Here is a 16,171-nt window from a genome sequence, read left to right as displayed (position 1 = left end):
CTTTCGCACTTGGTCCACGAAATAGAAGAGGTGCTCAATGTCCATAGCCCTTGACGGTTTTGACGTCCTGCGTCGGCTTGGCGCGCATGCCGGTATTTTTACTTCCATCCGCGCCGACGTAGACAAGGCCGCGCGCGTGCTGGTGGTCAAATGCCTGAAAGCGAAGTCAGTGGGTATCGACGCGCTGCGCGATATTCAAAAAGCGCTCGGCGATAATTCGTTCGAGTTGGTGCTTGAAGGGCTCAAGGACGGCGAGGTGACAAGCCTCTTGACGCGTCTGGATCAGCATCATCCAGAGCTCAAGCTCAACGGAGCAGCACCGGCGTGGCGCCGTCAGCATTTGAAGGCGCTCGCTGCAGGTACGTCCCATCCGTCAGCACCGCCGGCAAAACAGATCAAGGCGAGAAAAAAGACATCCATACCGGAGCCTCCTCGCCTGCAAAGCGAGGCCTTGGACGTATTTCGCCAGGGCGGAAAGGACAAGTACTGAAATTTCGCCCGTGAATTCTTACGCCTGCGGCTGCGGCTCCAGCCCGGGGTCTGGATCGGGACGCGGACGCGGCTTGCCAGCCGGCGGCACCGCCGAAGTGCGCGGGGTGGTCGGCTCCAGCACCGACTCGCGGTTTGGCCTCTTGCCTTTAAGCAGATCCTGAATCTCGTCGCCGGTCAGGGTTTCGAATTCGAGCAGCCCCTTGGCCAGCGCCTCGAGATCGGCACGCTTCTCGGTCAGGATCTTGGTCGCCTGATTGTAGCCCTCCTCCACAAAACGCCGGATCTCGGTGTCGATCTTTTGAACCGTCGCCTCGGAGGCGTTCTGCGTGCGCGACACCGACATCCCCAGGAAAACCTCGTCCTGGTTCTCGCCGTAGGAGACGGTGCCGAGCGCTTCGGAGAGCCCCCAGCGCGTCACCATCATGCGAGCCAGCCGGGTCGCCTGCTCGATATCGGACGAGGCGCCGGAGGTGACCTTTTCGCGGCCGAACACCAGTTCTTCCGCGACCCGTCCACCCATCATGATGGCCAGCCGCGAGGTCATCTGCTCCAGTGACATCGACAGCTTGTCGCGCTCGGGCAGCTGCATCACCATGCCGAGTGCGCGGCCACGCGGAATGATCGTGGCCTTGTGGATCGGATCGGTCGCGATCACGTTGAGGCCGACGATGGCGTGGCCGCCTTCATGATAGGCGGTCAGCATCTTCTCTTCCTCGGTCATCACGAGCGACTTGCGCTCGGCGCCCATCATGACCTTGTCCTTTGCTTCCTCGAACTCGCTTTGCGTCACCATACGCTTGTTGCGCCGCGCAGCGGTCAGTGCGGCTTCATTGACCAGGTTCATCAGGTCGGCGCCGGAGAAACCGGGGGTACCGCGGGCGATTGTCTTGAGGTTGATATCTGGCGCCAACGGCACCTTGCGGACATGAACCTTGAGGATTTGTTCGCGGCCGACGACATCCGGATTCGGAACCACTACCTGGCGGTCGAACCGGCCCGGGCGCAATAGCGCCGGATCGAGCACATCGGGCCGGTTGGTGGCCGCGATCAGGATTACGCCTTCATTGGCCTCGAAGCCATCCATCTCGACCAGCAACTGGTTCAACGTCTGCTCGCGCTCGTCATTGCCGCCACCGAGGCCGGCGCCGCGATGGCGGCCGACCGCGTCGATTTCGTCAATAAAGATGATGCAGGGCGCATTCTTCTTGGCCTGTTCGAACATGTCGCGGACGCGGCTGGCGCCGACGCCGACGAACATCTCGACGAAATCCGAACCCGAGATCGTGAAGAACGGTACGTTGGCCTCGCCGGCAACCGCGCGCGCGATCAGCGTCTTGCCGGTGCCGGGAGGACCGACCAGCAGCACGCCGCGCGGGATTCGTCCGCCGAGCCGCTGATACTTGCCGGGATCGCGCAGGAATTCGACGATCTCCTGCAGGTCCTGCTTGGCCTCGTCGACGCCGGCGACATCCTCGAACGTGACGCGGCCATGCGCTTCCGTCAGCATCTTGGCGCGCGACTTGCCGAAACCCATTGCCTTGCCGGCGCCGCCCTGCATCTGCCGCGACAGGAAGATCCAAACCCCGATCAGCGCGATGAACGGCAGCCATGAGACCAAGAGCGATACGAACCACGGCACGTTGTCGCCGGGCGGTTTCGCGGTTATCGAAACCTTGCCGTTATACAGCCGCGAGACCAGCGTCGGGTCGTTCGGCGCGTAGGTCTGGAAGCTTGAGCCATTGGTGAAGGTGCCGTGGATTTCCGGGCCCTGGATGACGACGTCGCGGACGTGGTTCTGATCGACTTCGGTCAAAAGCTGCGAGAACGAGATGTCCTGTGACGACGTGCGCTGACCCGGATTCTGGAACAGGGTGAACAATGCCAATAACAGCAAAACGATAATGACCCAGAGGGCGAAGTTGCGCAGATTGGCGTTCATCGGTCTTCCTTCGTGGTCGCGCGGATCGCGGCCTTATGTCCTTGGGCAGGCACGAGGGAATCCCTCGGTCGACTTCATAGCAATTTAGGTGCCGCGGCGGTCGCTGCCAAGGGAACCACGCAGGACTATTTAACGCAGTGTAGCGTGATTCCCGTTCAAATAATGGCGGTGAAACCAGTGCCTTTGGAGGTGGTTAAGACCCTGCAAGGGCGTGCACCGCGGCGGCCGGCGGTACTTCGGTCCAGTCTTCAGCTTTGCCGGCGGCGCCGTGGCGGCGCCGGTTCGACGCGGATCCGCTCGTCGACCAAGCTCACCAGTGCACCGGCGAGGGTCTGTTTCAACCCTTTTCGGCAGCCTGCCACGCTTTCGGCCATGGTCCGGTCCAGCGCGGCCAGCAAGGCTTCCACCTTACCGAGTTCCGCCGGCCCCTCGCGGCCGAACCGGTCGATCGCGCGGAGCAACAGCCGCACCCGGATTTCCTCCGGCATCGCGGCAAAAGCCACCGCGTCGAACCCCCCTGCATCAACACGCTTGACATCAAGACCGCTGATCGCAGGCTTCGCTTGCGAAGCTTGGCGATCCCTCAGCGCGAGATAGTGCTCGGCGCCATCGACCATCCGTTCCACCGCGGTGTTGGCGCGGGCAAGCCGCGACGCCAGCCGTGCCAGATTGCGGCTATCGCCCCCCTCGGCGGCCAGAACCGGCATCAACGTGCGGATCCGAGGCCGAGTAAAATTGAGGTCACGGTTGGTCGGATCGTCCGCGAAGCCGAGTCTTGCCTTTTTGAGAGTCGCAATCAGCTGCGCTTTCGAAACATTCAGGAATGGGCGCGCAAGCTTTAGGCCTTCGCGCTCGGTGACGCGCGCCATTGCCGCCAGACCGGCCATGCCGCTGCCGCGCACCAGGCGCATCAAAAGCGTCTCGGCCTGATCGTCACGGGTATGGGCAGTGAAGATGTGCGTCGCGCCGCCGGCCCGCGCCGCCTGCGCCAGCAGCCGGTAACGCGCGCTCCGTGCCGCCGCCGGCAACCCGGTTTTCGGTTTGGTGCCGGTCCAGCGCAGCGTGCGATGCGGCAGATCGAGTGCGCGCGCCAAACGCTTGACCTCACGCGCTTCGGCTGCGGACTTGGGACGCAAGCCGTGATCGACCGTCACGGCGATCAGGCGGGGGCCGCGCGCCAACGCGCGATGCCAGCGCGCCGCAAGCCACATCAGCGCGACCGAATCGGGGCCGCCGGAAACCGCGAGGACAATCGCAGGCGCAGACTTCCACTCCGAAAACAGCCGTTTGGCATCCTGTGCCGAGATCGGGCAATCGTCGTCGGGCATGGCGTTCGCAAACCCGGTTTCCAGCGCGGACAAGGTCCGGGATCAACATCCGAGCGCGATGGCCAGGCCGTTCACGCTTGCGTCGATCACAAGCTAACACTTAACCCGCTTTTGCTCGCGATCGACAGTCTGTTTGACGCCGGCCGAGGCGTGGGGATATTTCCGCGTCACCTCGCCCAGGGCGGCGCAGGCGGCTTCTTTTTCTTTCAGAGCGGCCAGTGATTGTCCAAGCCGCAGCAAGGCGTCCGGGGCCTTCACTGATTTATCGAACTTGGTAGTCACTGCAAGGAAGGATTCCGCTGCGTCGCGATAGAGCTGGCGTTGGAAAAAGCTCTCCCCGAGCCAATATTGCGCGTCCGCCGTCAGGGGATCGCTGGGGTATTTCTGCGCGAAATTGCGCATGGTTTCCTCGGCGAGCGCGTAATCCCGGCGCTGCATGTAGCCGATGCCGAGGTCGAACTCGTCCTTCGGAGTTGCTGACGGCGGCAAAGTAGTCAGCCCGCCGCCGGCATTGGGGTTGCGCGGCGGCGGTGCTGGCGATGCTCCCGCCGGATTGGCCATACCGCCGGCGGTCGCAAGATCGAGCGGTTCCCCTGTTCCGCGCCCGCCCGGCGTGCCGACAGGGCCCTCGGCCGGAATCGGGAGCTGGCCACCCCCGAGCGCGCGCGGCGCCCCCGGGGCGCTGGGGCTCTGGTTGGGATCGAAGGCGTCGCTGCGACGCCGACCCGGCGGTGCACCCTGAGGAACTGGCTCCTGCACGATCGGCGCCGGAGCAGCAATCTGGTCGTAACCCGACTGCCGTGGGGGTGGATTGGGCTGCGTCGGAGCGACCGCGGCCATACCGGGTTGGGCGACGGCTGGCGGGGCGGGCGGGCCGCCGGGAGCGGCTTGCGCCCCTCCCTGCAGGAGCCTCAAGCGCTCTTCGAGCTGTCGGTTGCGGTATTGCAACTCCTCATTCTGGCCAGTGAGCTGGCGCAACTGATTTTCGAGCTGCTGGATCCGCATTTCCGGGTCGGCGTCATCGGATTGCGCCGAAGCCTGCGAGGCCAGCGCGAGCAGCGCCGAGAGTGCCACGGCGCGGGTAAATCTATGAAATCTAGATGACATTTTGCCCTGACGACGAAACCGGCGTGACATCGAAAGCGGAACACATTGAAGCAGGGAGTGCGCCAAAAATGTGACTCGAGTGCCAAATCCGGCGCGCCCTGCTGCCGCATGGTCTAGTGTCGTCCACGAAACAATCAAGCGGCAGGGCTGGCCGGTGTGATCACGTACGCGAAAAGCGGGCCAAGTCACCAAACAAAACCGGCGCCCGAAGACGCCGGCGATCGACTTTGCAAGAACCCGACGTCAGGAACTGGCGTTCAGAACGGTGACGGCACGACGGTTCTGCGACCAGCACGAGATGTCGTTACAAACTGCAACCGGGCGTTCCTTACCATATGAGATGGTTCGCATCCGGCTGGCATCGATGCCGCGCGAGGCGAGGAACGTGCGAACCGACTGGGCGCGCCGCGCACCCAGCGCAATGTTGTATTCGCGGGTCCCACGTTCATCGGCATGGCCTTCGATGGTGAAGGAATAACGGCTGTAGGTCTGCAGCCATTGCGCCTGCTTCTCCAGCGTCGTGATGGCCTGCGGCGTCAAATCGGTCTGGTCGCTCTCGAAGAACACGCGGTCACCCACATTGACCACGAAATCCTGCTGGCTGCCCGGGGTCGAAGCACTGGCCATGGCGCCGTCCGCGCCGAGGTTCTTGTTGGCGCAGGCGCCCATCGACAGCGCCACCGCCAGCACGGCAGCCAGCTTCAATCCCTGGAGGATGCCTATCTGATATTTCATTCCGGAGCCTCCGCGCTCACGTTTTTTCGACTGTTTCCGGTCTACAGGCCGATGGTTAAGCGAACGTTCCGTCAACCTTGACGGGGCCTTGCCAGACCCGATCAAATGCCGACAAACGGCGAAAAGCATCCGCCATGCTTAATGAGTTGTAAATGTGGCGCGACGGTGAAGGCAAGCGGAGGCACAGAGGGACAGGCCATTTCCGGTTCGATTCCAGAACCATTGCGGTGGATGGGTCACACCATCATCGGGCTGAATTAACGAGGCTGCCCAAATCGCGGGCATATCCGCAGGCAAGAAAGCGGTTTTATCAGGGCTGCGGGGCCATCGTTGCGCGCTCGAACGGGGTCACCATTTCGGGCAAGGCTGAAAGCTGCGTCCCGGCGCGCTGAAATAACATCCGGCGTTCGAATTCGCTGGAACGCATAATGGGAAAACGGGCCAGGACCTGTTCCCGCAGGGTCCGAAAACCGGAAGCCATCAATGCCACCTTCTTCGATACGTTTGGAAACGAACGCGGCTCGGCGATGGTCTCGTGCAAAAACACCCGGCGATAAAACGACTGGTGCCCGGCGCGAACGAGCGCGAGCCCGGTATCGGCGTTGAAATATTCGCATGCCAGATAGGCCAGCCGCAGCGTCAGATAGGGAAGCTCCGGAAACCGCTGGGCTTTTTCGGGGTCTGCAACAAAACGAGCCGGATCGACGAAAACTTCGCCTCGATCGAGGCGAGGATGAAGAACATCGCCGAACAATTCGGTTGCATAGGACATCCGGCATTCTGGGGTCAGGACGTGGAGGCGAATAGAACTACAGAGTTCTCCGTCAACGTGAATTCCGAACGTCCAGGCATTGGGCGCATCGTCATAACGATCGCTGACGCGCAGAGATTCTGACGGCAAGATCAATCCGCTCTCCAGATAAGCTCTGTAACGCATCAAATAAATACGATCTTTCTCCTCAGCAGTTTCGGCGGGTCGGTAATCGACGCGATCAAGCAGCCCTGATCCCCGCACACAAAGCGAAGTGCGCGGTTCGGCTCCGGTCCTCATGCCTTACTCCTAGCAACCCTACAGCAGCTTCTACGCGTAACAGGGTATGTTAACATCATGTTAACGAAGGTGACCTGAGATTGCAAAGAGTTCGAGGCGTTAGGGTTAACCATTTCCGGACAGAACCGAAAGGCATCAGATGACGCGTTGACCTGGATGAACGGTCGAGTCTTCAGGCGATCGAGCGCCCGGCAAGGACATGCAGTTGCTGAGCTGGCATACGGACGCCGTGCGACGCCCTCAGCAACTGGCGGATCCGCACCGCAGGCACTGGCCGGCTGAACAGATAGCCCTGAGCTTCGGTCACCGTGCCGTCGGCACTGATCAGCTCCAGTTGCTCGCTGGTCTCGATGCCTTCGACCACCACCGCCATTCCGAGATCGGCACTCAGCCGGGCGACGCCGCGCAGCAGGGTCAGCGGACGGTCGCTGTCGATCCCCTCCAGGAAAGAGCGATCGATCTTCACCTTATGCAGCGGGAAATTATGCAGATAGCTCAGGCTGGAATAGCCGGTGCCGAAATCGTCCAGCGCAATCCGCACGCCGATGGCGCGCAGTTGGGACAGCACATCGAGGGTCAGCTGGGTGTTGGATAACAACGAGGATTCGGTGATCTCGATTTCGAGGCGGTGCGCGGGCAACCCCGACACCTCCAGCGCGTAGCAAACCTCGCCCAGCAGGTCGCGCTGATGGAACTGCTGCGGCGAAAAATTGACGGCGACGCTGACGGCTTCGGGCCACATCATGCATTCCATGCAGGCTTTGCGCAGGATCCAGCGGCCGAGGTCGATGATCAGGCCCATTTCCTCGGCGACCGGAATGATATCGACCGGGGAAACCGTGCCCCGCACCGGATGATTCCAGCGCAGCAGCGCTTCGCAGGTCGTTATGCGCCCGGACTTGAGATTGACCAGCGGCTGATAGAACAGCTCGAATTGCTCTTCGGCCAGCGCCTTGCGCAGATCAAGCTCCAGAATGCGGCGGGCCTCGACGGTTTGCGCCATCTCGTCGCGGAAGAAACAGAAGGTCCCGCGGCCGTCCGCCTTGGCACGATAGAGCGCCATGTCCGCGTTCTTCAGCAGCGTGTCGGCGCTGATACCCGCAGGCGACGTCATCGCGATCCCGACGCTGGCGCCGATCTCGACGAGGTGATTGTCGATCTCGTAGCGCTCGCTGAGGCCATCGACAATCCGACGCGCCAGATCAGCGGCTTCCTCGGTCGATCCGACATTCTGCTGAAACACCACGAATTCGTCGCCGCCGAACCGCGCCACGAAATCCTCCGGGCTCAGAATGGCGCGCAATCGGTCGGCGACGGCGCATAACAGCTGGTCGCCGCAGGGATGCCCCAGGGTGTCGTTGACCTGCTTGAATTGATCGAGGTCGATGAACAGCAGCGCCGACGTTTGCTCGGCGTGATGCGGAAGCCCCAGGAGACGCTCGATCTCGTCGCGGAAATTGACCCGATTGGGAAGCGCGGTAAGCTCGTCGTAACGCGCCAAATGAGATATCCTGGCTTCGGCGTTGCGCCGTTCCGTGATGTCCTCCAGCAGCACGACGGCGCCGCCGCCGGCCATCGGCTGGAATTTCCATGACAGCCAGCGGCCTCGAGCGGCATCGGGATCGGTGGTGACGATCTCCCTCGCCTGCGAGTTCTCGATTTCCGAGACGATCATCTTCCCGCTCGCCGCCGAGATCGATCCGCCGACGACGCACGCCGAAACGATTTTCTGCGCGCTGGCGCTGCGATGCACGAGATCATCCGGCAGATTCATCATCGCGGTGAAACGATGATTCATGACCGCAAGACAACCGTCGGCGGCAAACATGCAAAGGCCGTGCGGCATGTTATTCAGCGCGGTGTCGAACTGACCGGCCAGCGCCGCCTCGCGCTCGCGCGCCACAAGCGCCCGCATGAATATTCGATGCAAATTAGCCGCGAGTTGCATGAGAGCCACAATAAACACGGCGCACACGACTGACATAGCCACGTAATAGGGTGTGCCACGCCAGGCCAGCGCGATCGCCGTCGGACCGAAGCTAAGTGCAACCTGCCGCTGGAATATCGACGGATGTCCATAGGCCCTGCCCGCACCTCCCGCCACGATCCCGGTGGTGACAGATATACAAATCATGTGGGCCACGGCATCGTCACTGCTCAACAGAGTGGTGGAGCCCCAGATGCCGATCGCAATGGCTTGGATCATCGCCCCGATCTGATAGCGCCTCTTCCACCGCGCAGCCTCATCGGCAGTCAGGGTCGATTTGCGCGCCTGGTACTGCTGCAAGTCGAACACCCGGACAGCCCCGGCCACGATGAGAAGCGCGACACACCCCCAGATCAGATGTTCTCCGGTCTTCAGCGCCGTCATGGCCGCCGCGATGGCCACGAAGACGATACCCGCAAGCAGGGGAGCAGGAGTTTCGAAGAGCGAATCGATCAAGGCCGCGCGAATCGACGGCGACAGCTTCTGATCGGACTCTCCGCTCAGACTTGCAAGTTGCATTTTGGTTGTACGCGTTCCTGTTCAGTCCGAATTTCTACAGCGCGTAGATGAAGTCTTCCTGAGGGAACATCGTTACCGGGATGTTGCTTCCAGCCCGGACAGCCGAGATATCCCGGTAAATCCAGTTGCTTGATAGCCAAGCTTTCGCCGGCGGCTGCGCAGGGCTGCCGGCGATCAGGCGGGCCGATCTTCAGGACAGCAGGGGTGACCACGCCGGATCGGACGCGAAGCCCGGGGTGGGAACCCGCTGTTCGTTGCGTCCGGAAATGTCCACGGTGAACAGCGAGGGCCCGCTGTTGCCGCCGGGATCGCGGAAGAACATCAAGACGCGGCCGTTCGGCGCAAAGGTCGGCCCCTCATTGTGGAAACCGGAGGTGAGAATGCGCTCGCCCGAGCCGTCGGGCATCATGATGCCGATCGAAAACTGTCCGCCGCCCTGCTTGGTAAAGGCGATGTAGTCGCCGCGCGGCGACCACACCGGGGTCGAATAGCTGCCGTTGCTGTCGTCCTTGCTGAAAGAGATACGCTGCGCAGGTCCGCCGCTCGCCGGCATCACGTAGATCTGCGGCTTGCCGCCACGGTCGGATTCGAAGCAGATGCGGCTGCCGTCAGGCGCATAAGACGGCGAGGTATCGATCGCCGGCGTATCGGTGAGACGCGTGGTCGCTTTCGAACGCAAATCCATCACGAACAGGTTCGAATTGCCGCCCTGCTGCAGGCTCATGATCACGCGCTGGCCATCCGGCGAGAACCGTGGCGAAAACGTCATGCCGGGGAAGTTACCCACGATCTCGCGCTGCCCGGTCTCGATATTCAAGAGGTAAACCTTGGGGTCGCCCTGGCCGAATTCCATATAGGTGATTTCCTGGGTCGACGGCGAGAACCGCGGCGTCAGCACGAGGTCGGTGCCGCGCGTCAAATAGCGGACATTGGCGCCGTCCTGATCCATCAACGCCAGCCGCTTGACGCGCCGTTCCGCAGCCCCGGTTTCATCGACGAACACCACGCGGCTGTCGAAATAGCCCTTCTCTCCGGTCAGGCGCTCGTAGATCTGGTCGGAAATGATGTGCCCGATCCGCCGCCAATATTCCGGCGAGGTGAAATATTGCTGCCCGGTCAGCTGTTGACCGGTGGTGACGTCCCACAGGCGAAATTCGGCCTTCAGGCGCCCATCGGGCTGGCGAGTGATGCGGCCGACCACCAGGGCCTGGGCGTTGATGGTTTTCCAGTTCTGGAATTGCGGAGGCTTGTCGCTGTCGGAAATATGCTCGATGTAAGCGGCCTGATCGATCGGTGCGAACAGGCCGCTGCGCCTGAGATTATTGGTAATGACCTGGGCGACACCGGCGCCGACCTCATTGTCCGCCGGCGATCCCGCCACAAAGTTCGGAATCGCGATCGGGATGGGTGCGACTTCACCGCCGGGCACCGACAATTTCGTTTGGGCGCTGGCGAGCGAGGGCAGCAGCATTGCAGCAGCGCCGCCGAGCACGACGCGGCGCCGGGTCAGCGGCAACGGGGTAAGCGAAAACGACGTCACGGACATGGCTGGCTCACTCTCAAATTCACATCTCGGGACCAAAATCGATGTCCATGTATTTCCACCGCTCATAGGTCTCATCGCGGAGCATTGAAAAGGGCTGACCTTGCATGATGGCTCGAACCGCGGACTCCGCCGCGGCCTTCGCGCGTGGCGTGTTCCCGCCTGAGACCACCTGGGGGAGGGCGGCGAGGCGGCGATCCGGATTCAACGAGATCCGCACTGTAAGAGTTAATTCCTCTGGAGTCTCGTCACCCTGAATGGTCCACAGCCGCTTGAGAAGCGCCCGCATCGCGCCCATTTCCGACTGCGACAAGCTCGCGGCGGTGCCGTGCGGGGCTCCGAGCGACGCCGACGAGTTCAGTTCCGCGCCGGCAAAAGCCTGTCGCGTGGGATCGCGTTTGTCGAGCAGCGCCGCGGTGGATTCGACGCTGAACTTGTATTCGTGTTTCTTGACCGGTGGAGGCGGCGCCGCCTTGGCTTGTTGCGGCTTCGGGGCCGGTTTCTTGGCTTCTTCCTTTTTCAAAGTCTCCGCGATCGGATCGACCTTGGGCGGATCCGGCTTCTTTTCGATCGGCTTCGGCTCGTCCTTGGGCTTGCTCTCGGCGACCGGCTTCGGCGGATCTGGCTTCTTCTCGACCGGTTTTTCCACCGGCGTCGGATCGGGGCCGGCATCGGTCACGATGGGTTGTTTCTCGGTGATCTTGCCGATGTCGTCATCCACCGGCTTGGCGTCGGCAACCTTTTCCACCAGCGGCTTCGCCGCGTCCTTCGCGCCGGTCCTGATGCCGGCGGCGAGCTTGGAGAACTGATCGTCGGTCACGAATTCAACGGGAACGGACTCCTCGGTCGATTCGAATGCCCTGGACGAGAACGATATCAGTCCCCACCCGATCACGAGGACGTGCAGGGCCGCGGACGCAATGAGTGCCTTGTCGACCTTCAACCTCAGGTCCCCTGCTCCACTTCGGTGACCAGCGCCAGCCGCTTGAAGCCGGCGCCCGACAACTGGCCCATCACCCGTGCCACGGTTCCGTAATCCGCCTTCTTGTCCGCCCGCATGAAGATGCGCTCGTCCATGCCGCCGCGAGCGTCGGTGATCGCCTTCAATTTGGGTATCAGCTCATTCATTGGAACTTCGGTGTCGTTGATGAATACCCTGCCGTTGACATCGACCGAAAGCGTCAGCGGCGTCTTGTCCTGGTCGAGGCTCTTGGCCTGGGTTTGCGGGAGATCGAGCGGCACGCCGACCGTCAAGAGCGGCGCCGACACCATGAAGATGATCAGCAGCACCAGCATGACGTCGACCATCGGCGTCACGTTGATCTCCGCCATCACGGCGCGGCGCCGGCCGCGGCGGCCGCCGGACGAGCCTGCCATGTTCATCGCCATGATCGAATACTCATGCTGCGCTCACCATAAGGCCTATCACGCCCGCTCGTCGATCTGGCGCGACAGGATTGCTGAAAATTCATCCGCGAAACCCTCCAGCCGCTGGGCCTGCCGGTTCACCTCCGAGATGAACTTGTTGTAGAAAATAGTCGCTGGAATTGCGGCGATAAGGCCGATGGCGGTGGCAAACAGCGCCTCCGCGATGCCCGGGGCCACCACCGCCAGCGAGGTATTCTTTGAGGCGGCGATCGACTGGAAGCTCGACATGATACCCCAGACCGTGCCGAACAGGCCGACAAAGGGACCGGCCGAGCCGACGGTTGCGAGCACCAGCAGCCGGCTTTCCAGGCGTTCGATCTCGCGGGCAATCGAGACGTTCATGACCTTCTCGATCCGCATCTGCAGCCCGGCGAAAGAGCGCGCCTGGCTTTCGAACGAACGTTTCCATTCGCGCATCGCAGCGACGAAACAGGCCGCCATCGATTGCGTCGGCTTGGTGGCGAGCGCGCGATAAAGTTCCTCGATCGACTGCCCGGACCAGAACGCCTGCTCGAAGCGGTCCATCGCGCGCTTGGTCCGCGAATACAGCAATATCTTTTCGATCGCGATCGCCCAGACCCAGACCGAACAGGCGAGCAGCCCGAGCATGACCGCTTTCACGATCCAGTGAGCCTGCAGGAACAGCGCGATCAGCGATACGTCGGTGGATGTCAGCGGCAGGGCAGACTGAGCCACGTCGGCCGGATTCATGAGCAGTATCCTCTCAACGCAAGGGCCCCTGTGGGAGCAAATGGCTGCCGGTTCCGCAGCCGTATACAAGGCGCCGCGGTTAGCGCCAGCGCGAGAGCCTGGTTTGGTGTCGCATGGGTGGCCCGTCCGAAGCCGGGACTTGCATCCGCTGCCAACATGTCAAAACGAGGGCTAACCGCGCGTCTCTACGTCGCTAACCAGACGCTAATCCTGGTTAATATGCGGTTACCAAAGGGGATTTTGGCTGCCGCAAATGCGGCGATAAAGGGCCGGCAGTTGGCAAAAGACGCTGCCGGCCGACACAACAAAACCGCCCATCTGCGCGTGCAGACGGGCGGTCTATTCGCCTTCAGGTTGATGGGGGCACTGGCCTGAAGGCTTTGACCCCTGGGGGACTACTGGGGCTGGGGACCGTCCGAGGGCGGCGTCGGACGCGGCCGATGCTGCGCCATGAACTGGTCGAACTCTTCCTTGTCTTTGGCGTGACGCAGCCGATCGAGGAAATCGCGGAATTCGGTCTGCTCTTCCTCCAGCCGCCGCAAGGTTTCCATGCGGTATTCGTCGAAGGCGCGGTTGCCGCTCGATGCCGGACCGAACGGGAAGCCGCGGCGCTCCATCCGGTTCTTCATCCGCTCCATCTTGTACTGCATCCGCTCCATCTTGTTCGACCAGCGGTCCTGATTACCCCAACAAGCCATTTTTCTGCTCCCGAGTGTGAAAAAGAGAAGGGCGAGGCCGATCGGCCACCACAAAATGAATCCAAGCACGGTCACGGCGATCCAGCCGGGGTGCCAAGGCGAATCGAGCATACGCGGGCGGTCAGGCTCCTCGGCAGGGCCGCGCCAGCGATTGACATCTGCGGTGTAGGCCATTTCCCTCTCCATGACGGCATCACGCCGTTGTGAATGTAAATAACATTTACATACGTAAACCATCGCGGATTTTTGTCAAGCCGGCTGCGGGGGCCGCCTTCCAATTTATTTTTTGTTCTGCTTTGAACCTATTTCGGGGTGCCCCAGGGACCTGCGGGCTTTGGCTCGGCTGGCGATTCCTTCGGAGCCTCCGGCGGGCGGTCGGTCAGGAAACCGAGCCCGCGCAGATAGATCAGAAGCTCGGCTTCCAGGAGTTCCTCCGGCGACATCGGCAGCTTGCGGCGCGCCGCGTCGCCGCGCCCGAACAGCGATGCGACGCCATGCGACATCGACCAGATATGCAGCGCCATCATCATCGCCGGCGGCCGCGGCCTGCCCGGCGGCGCCAGCGCGGCCAGGCGCTCGGCGGCGGCTCTGATGATGCCGAAAGCCCGCTCGCTGGCCGCCATCAGGGTCGGATTGAGGTCGGTGGGAAGCCCGGACTCGAACATCGCCGAATAGAACGCCGGCTCCTCGCGGGCGAAGGCGAGATAGGCCTTGCCGACCCGCTCGAACGCCGTGACGGTGTCAGGCCGGCCGTCATCCCAGGCCCGGGTCAGCAAGGCCTCGAACTGCTCGAAGCCGCGCTGCGCGATCGAGGAAAGCAGTTCGTCGCGGTCGCGAAAGTGCCGGTAGGGCGCCGCCGGACTGACGCCGGCCATCCGCGCGGCATCGGCAAAGGTGAAACCGGCCGCGCCTTTTTCCGCGATCAGCCCGAGCGCCGCCTGCAGCAGCGCCTCTTTCAGATTGCCGTGATGATAGCCGCGCTCGGCGCGGCGTTCTTCCTTGCGCCAGCTCATGTGAAAGGCTTTTACATGAGCCGGACGCCAAGGTCACTAGCCTAGACGAAGCCCTGGGCGGCCCTCGGTTCAAGACGTCAGCGCCCGCAAGTTCCCTGCAGTTCCGCAAATCCGGCCGCCGCTTCCTGAACCTCGGCGGGGAAATCCGCCATTTCCTGCACCTGACGGATTTCGATGATCTCGTGGTTGGAAGCCGGGCAACGTTTCGCCCAGGCGATCGCCTCCTCGCGCGACTTCACCTCGATCATCCAGTAGCCGCCGAGCACTTCCTTGGCCTCCGTGAAAGGCCCGTCGGTCACCACGGGCTTGCCGCCGGGGAACGAAACCCGCGCCCCCATCGAAGGCGGATGCAGCCCGTCGAGCGTGATCAGCACGCCGGCCTCTTTCAGCGCCGCGTTGTATTTCATCATCGCGGCGACCGCCTCCACCGGGGGCATGGTTCCCGGTGCCGCGGTCTCGTATCCCCCGGGTATCATCAGCATCATGAATCGCATTGTTACTCTCCGTTTCGGTTATGGTGCCGCGGTGTCGGGCTTTCGAACCAGCGCTCCAGAGAAAAGACGAAGCGCGATTTGCGGCACCGACATAACAGGCGGAGTTTTTTCGCAAGTCATAGCGAGGGACAACCATGACCCCTGCCCCGGCAAAAGTCGCGCTGGTGACCGGCGCCGCGCGCGGCATCGGGCTTGCGGTGGCCAGGCGCTTCCTCGCCGATGGCTGGCGCTTGGCGCTGCTCGACATCGAGGGCGAGTTGCTGTGCAACAGCGTCGCGGCGCTGGCGGATGCCGGCAACACGCTGGCGCTGCCATGCGACGTCTCCGATGCCGGCGCGGTCGCAAGCGCGCTTGCTGAAATCGAGCGCCGCTTCGGCCGGCTCGATGCGCTCGTCAACAACGCCGGCATCGCGGTGTTCGCGCCGCTTCTGGAGACGTCCGACGACGACTGGCGCCGGGTGCTGGAGGTCAATCTCACGGGGCCTTTCCTCTGCGCCAAGGCGGCGGTGCCGCTGATGCGCCAACAGGGCGGCGGCGCGATCGTCAACATCACTTCCATTTCCGCGGTGCGCGCCTCGACGCTGCGCTCGGCCTACGGCACCAGCAAGGCCGGCCTCGCGCATCTGACCAAACAGCTCGCCGTCGAGCTCGCCGCAGAGGGCATTCGCGTCAACGGCGTGGCGCCCGGACCGGTCGAGACCGCGATGGCGAAAGCCGTCCACACCGCGGAAATCCGCGCCGATTATCATGACGCCATTCCGCTCAACCGCTACGGCCGCGAAGAAGAACTGGCGGAGGCGGTGTTCTTTTTGTGCAGCGACCGCGCCAGCTACATTACCGGCCAGATCCTCGCGGTCGATGGCGGCTTCGACGCCGCCGGCATCGGATTGCCGACGCTGCGCGGCGGGCGAGCCAATTCGCAGGGTTGACAAGCAAAGACCCGTCATACTCTCCCGGGATGCGGGGTATCCAGCACGCCCCGGCTGATCGGCTCAATTGTTGATGCATCGGATGGGGTACAGCCATGAAATCGGCCCCTGATAATCCCTGATAATACAGGCGCGAAAACAGGGCGCGAGGCAATTCAGCCAGGAAAACTCTACCGATGCAAATGTCAAACAGCCCA

At 62.5% G+C, this 16,171-nt stretch carries 15 protein-coding genes; 2 read left to right on the top strand and 13 right to left on the bottom strand.

The window, feature by feature from the left end; genetic code table 11:
- The first annotated feature begins 37 nt into the window (after window positions 1-37).
- Window positions 38-490, top strand: a complete 453-nt coding sequence (locus tag ABSG20_RS12815) for a hypothetical protein (protein WP_423864872.1) — start codon at window positions 38-40, stop codon at window positions 488-490.
- 18 nt (window positions 491-508) lie between these two features.
- Here the strand turns inward: ABSG20_RS12815 and ftsH are convergent, their stop codons facing one another.
- The 13 genes from ftsH to ABSG20_RS12750 all read right to left on the bottom strand — a co-directional run bounded on the left by ftsH (window position 509) and on the right by ABSG20_RS12750 (window position 15,045).
- The gene (gene ftsH, locus ABSG20_RS12810; RefSeq protein ID WP_423864871.1) at window positions 509-2,431 is read right to left on the bottom strand and encodes an ATP-dependent zinc metalloprotease FtsH; all 1,923 of its coding nucleotides are present in this window, start codon (window positions 2,429-2,431) and stop codon (window positions 509-511) included.
- Between the two features lie 248 nt (window positions 2,432-2,679).
- Window positions 2,680-3,759, bottom strand: a complete 1,080-nt coding sequence (gene tilS / locus ABSG20_RS12805) for a tRNA lysidine(34) synthetase TilS (RefSeq protein WP_423864874.1) — start codon at window positions 3,757-3,759, stop codon at window positions 2,680-2,682.
- 93 nt (window positions 3,760-3,852) lie between these two features.
- Window positions 3,853-4,866 (bottom strand): tol-pal system protein YbgF, encoded by a 1,014-nt coding sequence (gene ybgF, locus ABSG20_RS12800; protein WP_423864873.1) that lies wholly within the window; start codon window positions 4,864-4,866, stop codon window positions 3,853-3,855.
- Window positions 4,867-5,109: 243 nt separating this feature from the next.
- A complete protein-coding gene (gene pal / locus ABSG20_RS12795; RefSeq protein ID WP_423864870.1) occupies window positions 5,110-5,601 on the bottom strand; it encodes a peptidoglycan-associated lipoprotein Pal in 492 nt (163 codons plus the stop codon).
- Window positions 5,602-5,911: 310 nt separating this feature from the next.
- Entirely contained in the window at window positions 5,912-6,652 is a 741-nt protein-coding gene (locus ABSG20_RS12790) for an N-acyl amino acid synthase FeeM domain-containing protein (protein WP_423864869.1), read from the bottom strand.
- 172 nt (window positions 6,653-6,824) lie between these two features.
- Complete coding sequence (locus tag ABSG20_RS12785; protein ID WP_423864868.1) at window positions 6,825-9,158, bottom strand: putative bifunctional diguanylate cyclase/phosphodiesterase; 2,334 nt, start codon at window positions 9,156-9,158, stop codon at window positions 6,825-6,827.
- 190 nt (window positions 9,159-9,348) lie between these two features.
- The gene (gene tolB / locus ABSG20_RS12780; protein ID WP_423864867.1) at window positions 9,349-10,704 is read right to left on the bottom strand and encodes a Tol-Pal system beta propeller repeat protein TolB; all 1,356 of its coding nucleotides are present in this window, start codon (window positions 10,702-10,704) and stop codon (window positions 9,349-9,351) included.
- Window positions 10,705-10,723: 19 nt separating this feature from the next.
- Window positions 10,724-11,644 (bottom strand): protein TolA, encoded by a 921-nt coding sequence (locus ABSG20_RS12775; protein ID WP_423864866.1) that lies wholly within the window; start codon window positions 11,642-11,644, stop codon window positions 10,724-10,726.
- A 2-nt stretch (window positions 11,645-11,646) separates the two neighbouring features.
- A complete protein-coding gene (gene tolR, locus ABSG20_RS12770) occupies window positions 11,647-12,090 on the bottom strand; it encodes a protein TolR (protein ID WP_423864865.1) in 444 nt (147 codons plus the stop codon).
- Between the two features lie 36 nt (window positions 12,091-12,126).
- Window positions 12,127-12,840 (bottom strand): protein TolQ, encoded by a 714-nt coding sequence (gene tolQ / locus ABSG20_RS12765; protein ID WP_423864864.1) that lies wholly within the window; start codon window positions 12,838-12,840, stop codon window positions 12,127-12,129.
- Window positions 12,841-13,235: 395 nt separating this feature from the next.
- Window positions 13,236-13,712, bottom strand: a complete 477-nt coding sequence (locus ABSG20_RS12760; protein WP_423864863.1) for a DUF2852 domain-containing protein — start codon at window positions 13,710-13,712, stop codon at window positions 13,236-13,238.
- Window positions 13,713-13,840: 128 nt separating this feature from the next.
- Window positions 13,841-14,551: a TetR/AcrR family transcriptional regulator gene (locus ABSG20_RS12755; RefSeq protein WP_423864862.1), complete on the bottom strand. Its 711-nt coding sequence runs from the start codon at window positions 14,549-14,551 to the stop codon at window positions 13,841-13,843.
- 77 nt (window positions 14,552-14,628) lie between these two features.
- Window positions 14,629-15,045: a YciI family protein gene (locus ABSG20_RS12750; RefSeq protein WP_423864861.1), complete on the bottom strand. Its 417-nt coding sequence runs from the start codon at window positions 15,043-15,045 to the stop codon at window positions 14,629-14,631.
- Window positions 15,046-15,179: 134 nt separating this feature from the next.
- Between ABSG20_RS12750 and ABSG20_RS12745 the strand changes: the two genes are divergently transcribed.
- Window positions 15,180-15,974: an SDR family NAD(P)-dependent oxidoreductase gene (locus tag ABSG20_RS12745; protein ID WP_423864860.1), complete on the top strand. Its 795-nt coding sequence runs from the start codon at window positions 15,180-15,182 to the stop codon at window positions 15,972-15,974.
- The last annotated feature ends 197 nt before the right edge of the window (window positions 15,975-16,171 follow it).

The sequence above is a fragment of the Bradyrhizobium sp. genome (assembly GCF_049512235.1).
Classification (GTDB): Bacteria; Pseudomonadota; Alphaproteobacteria; order Rhizobiales; family Xanthobacteraceae; genus Bradyrhizobium.
Note: the sequence above shows the minus strand (reverse complement) of the source record. Positions and strands in the feature narration are given on the sequence as shown.

What these genes read in the sequence shown, in the direction of transcription:
- ABSG20_RS12750 (WP_423864861.1), bottom strand. Translation starts at nt 15,045, where the DNA reads ATGCGATTCATGATGCTGATGATACCCGGGGGATACGAGACCGCGGCA.
- ABSG20_RS12745 (WP_423864860.1), top strand. Translation starts at nt 15,180, where the DNA reads ATGACCCCTGCCCCGGCAAAAGTCGCGCTGGTGACCGGCGCCGCGCGC.
- tolB (WP_423864867.1), bottom strand. Translation starts at nt 10,704, where the DNA reads ATGTCCGTGACGTCGTTTTCGCTTACCCCGTTGCCGCTGACCCGGCGC.
- ABSG20_RS12790 (WP_423864869.1), bottom strand. Translation starts at nt 6,652, where the DNA reads ATGAGGACCGGAGCCGAACCGCGCACTTCGCTTTGTGTGCGGGGATCA.
- ABSG20_RS12785 (WP_423864868.1), bottom strand. Translation starts at nt 9,158, where the DNA reads ATGCAACTTGCAAGTCTGAGCGGAGAGTCCGATCAGAAGCTGTCGCCG.
- ybgF (WP_423864873.1), bottom strand. Translation starts at nt 4,866, where the DNA reads ATGTCATCTAGATTTCATAGATTTACCCGCGCCGTGGCACTCTCGGCG.
- tilS (WP_423864874.1), bottom strand. Translation starts at nt 3,759, where the DNA reads ATGCCCGACGACGATTGCCCGATCTCGGCACAGGATGCCAAACGGCTG.
- tolR (WP_423864865.1), bottom strand. Translation starts at nt 12,090, where the DNA reads ATGGCGATGAACATGGCAGGCTCGTCCGGCGGCCGCCGCGGCCGGCGC.
- ABSG20_RS12760 (WP_423864863.1), bottom strand. Translation starts at nt 13,712, where the DNA reads ATGGCCTACACCGCAGATGTCAATCGCTGGCGCGGCCCTGCCGAGGAG.
- ABSG20_RS12815 (WP_423864872.1), top strand. Translation starts at nt 38, where the DNA reads ATGTCCATAGCCCTTGACGGTTTTGACGTCCTGCGTCGGCTTGGCGCG.
- ftsH (WP_423864871.1), bottom strand. Translation starts at nt 2,431, where the DNA reads ATGAACGCCAATCTGCGCAACTTCGCCCTCTGGGTCATTATCGTTTTG.
- ABSG20_RS12755 (WP_423864862.1), bottom strand. Translation starts at nt 14,551, where the DNA reads ATGAGCTGGCGCAAGGAAGAACGCCGCGCCGAGCGCGGCTATCATCAC.
- tolQ (WP_423864864.1), bottom strand. Translation starts at nt 12,840, where the DNA reads ATGAATCCGGCCGACGTGGCTCAGTCTGCCCTGCCGCTGACATCCACC.
- pal (WP_423864870.1), bottom strand. Translation starts at nt 5,601, where the DNA reads ATGAAATATCAGATAGGCATCCTCCAGGGATTGAAGCTGGCTGCCGTG.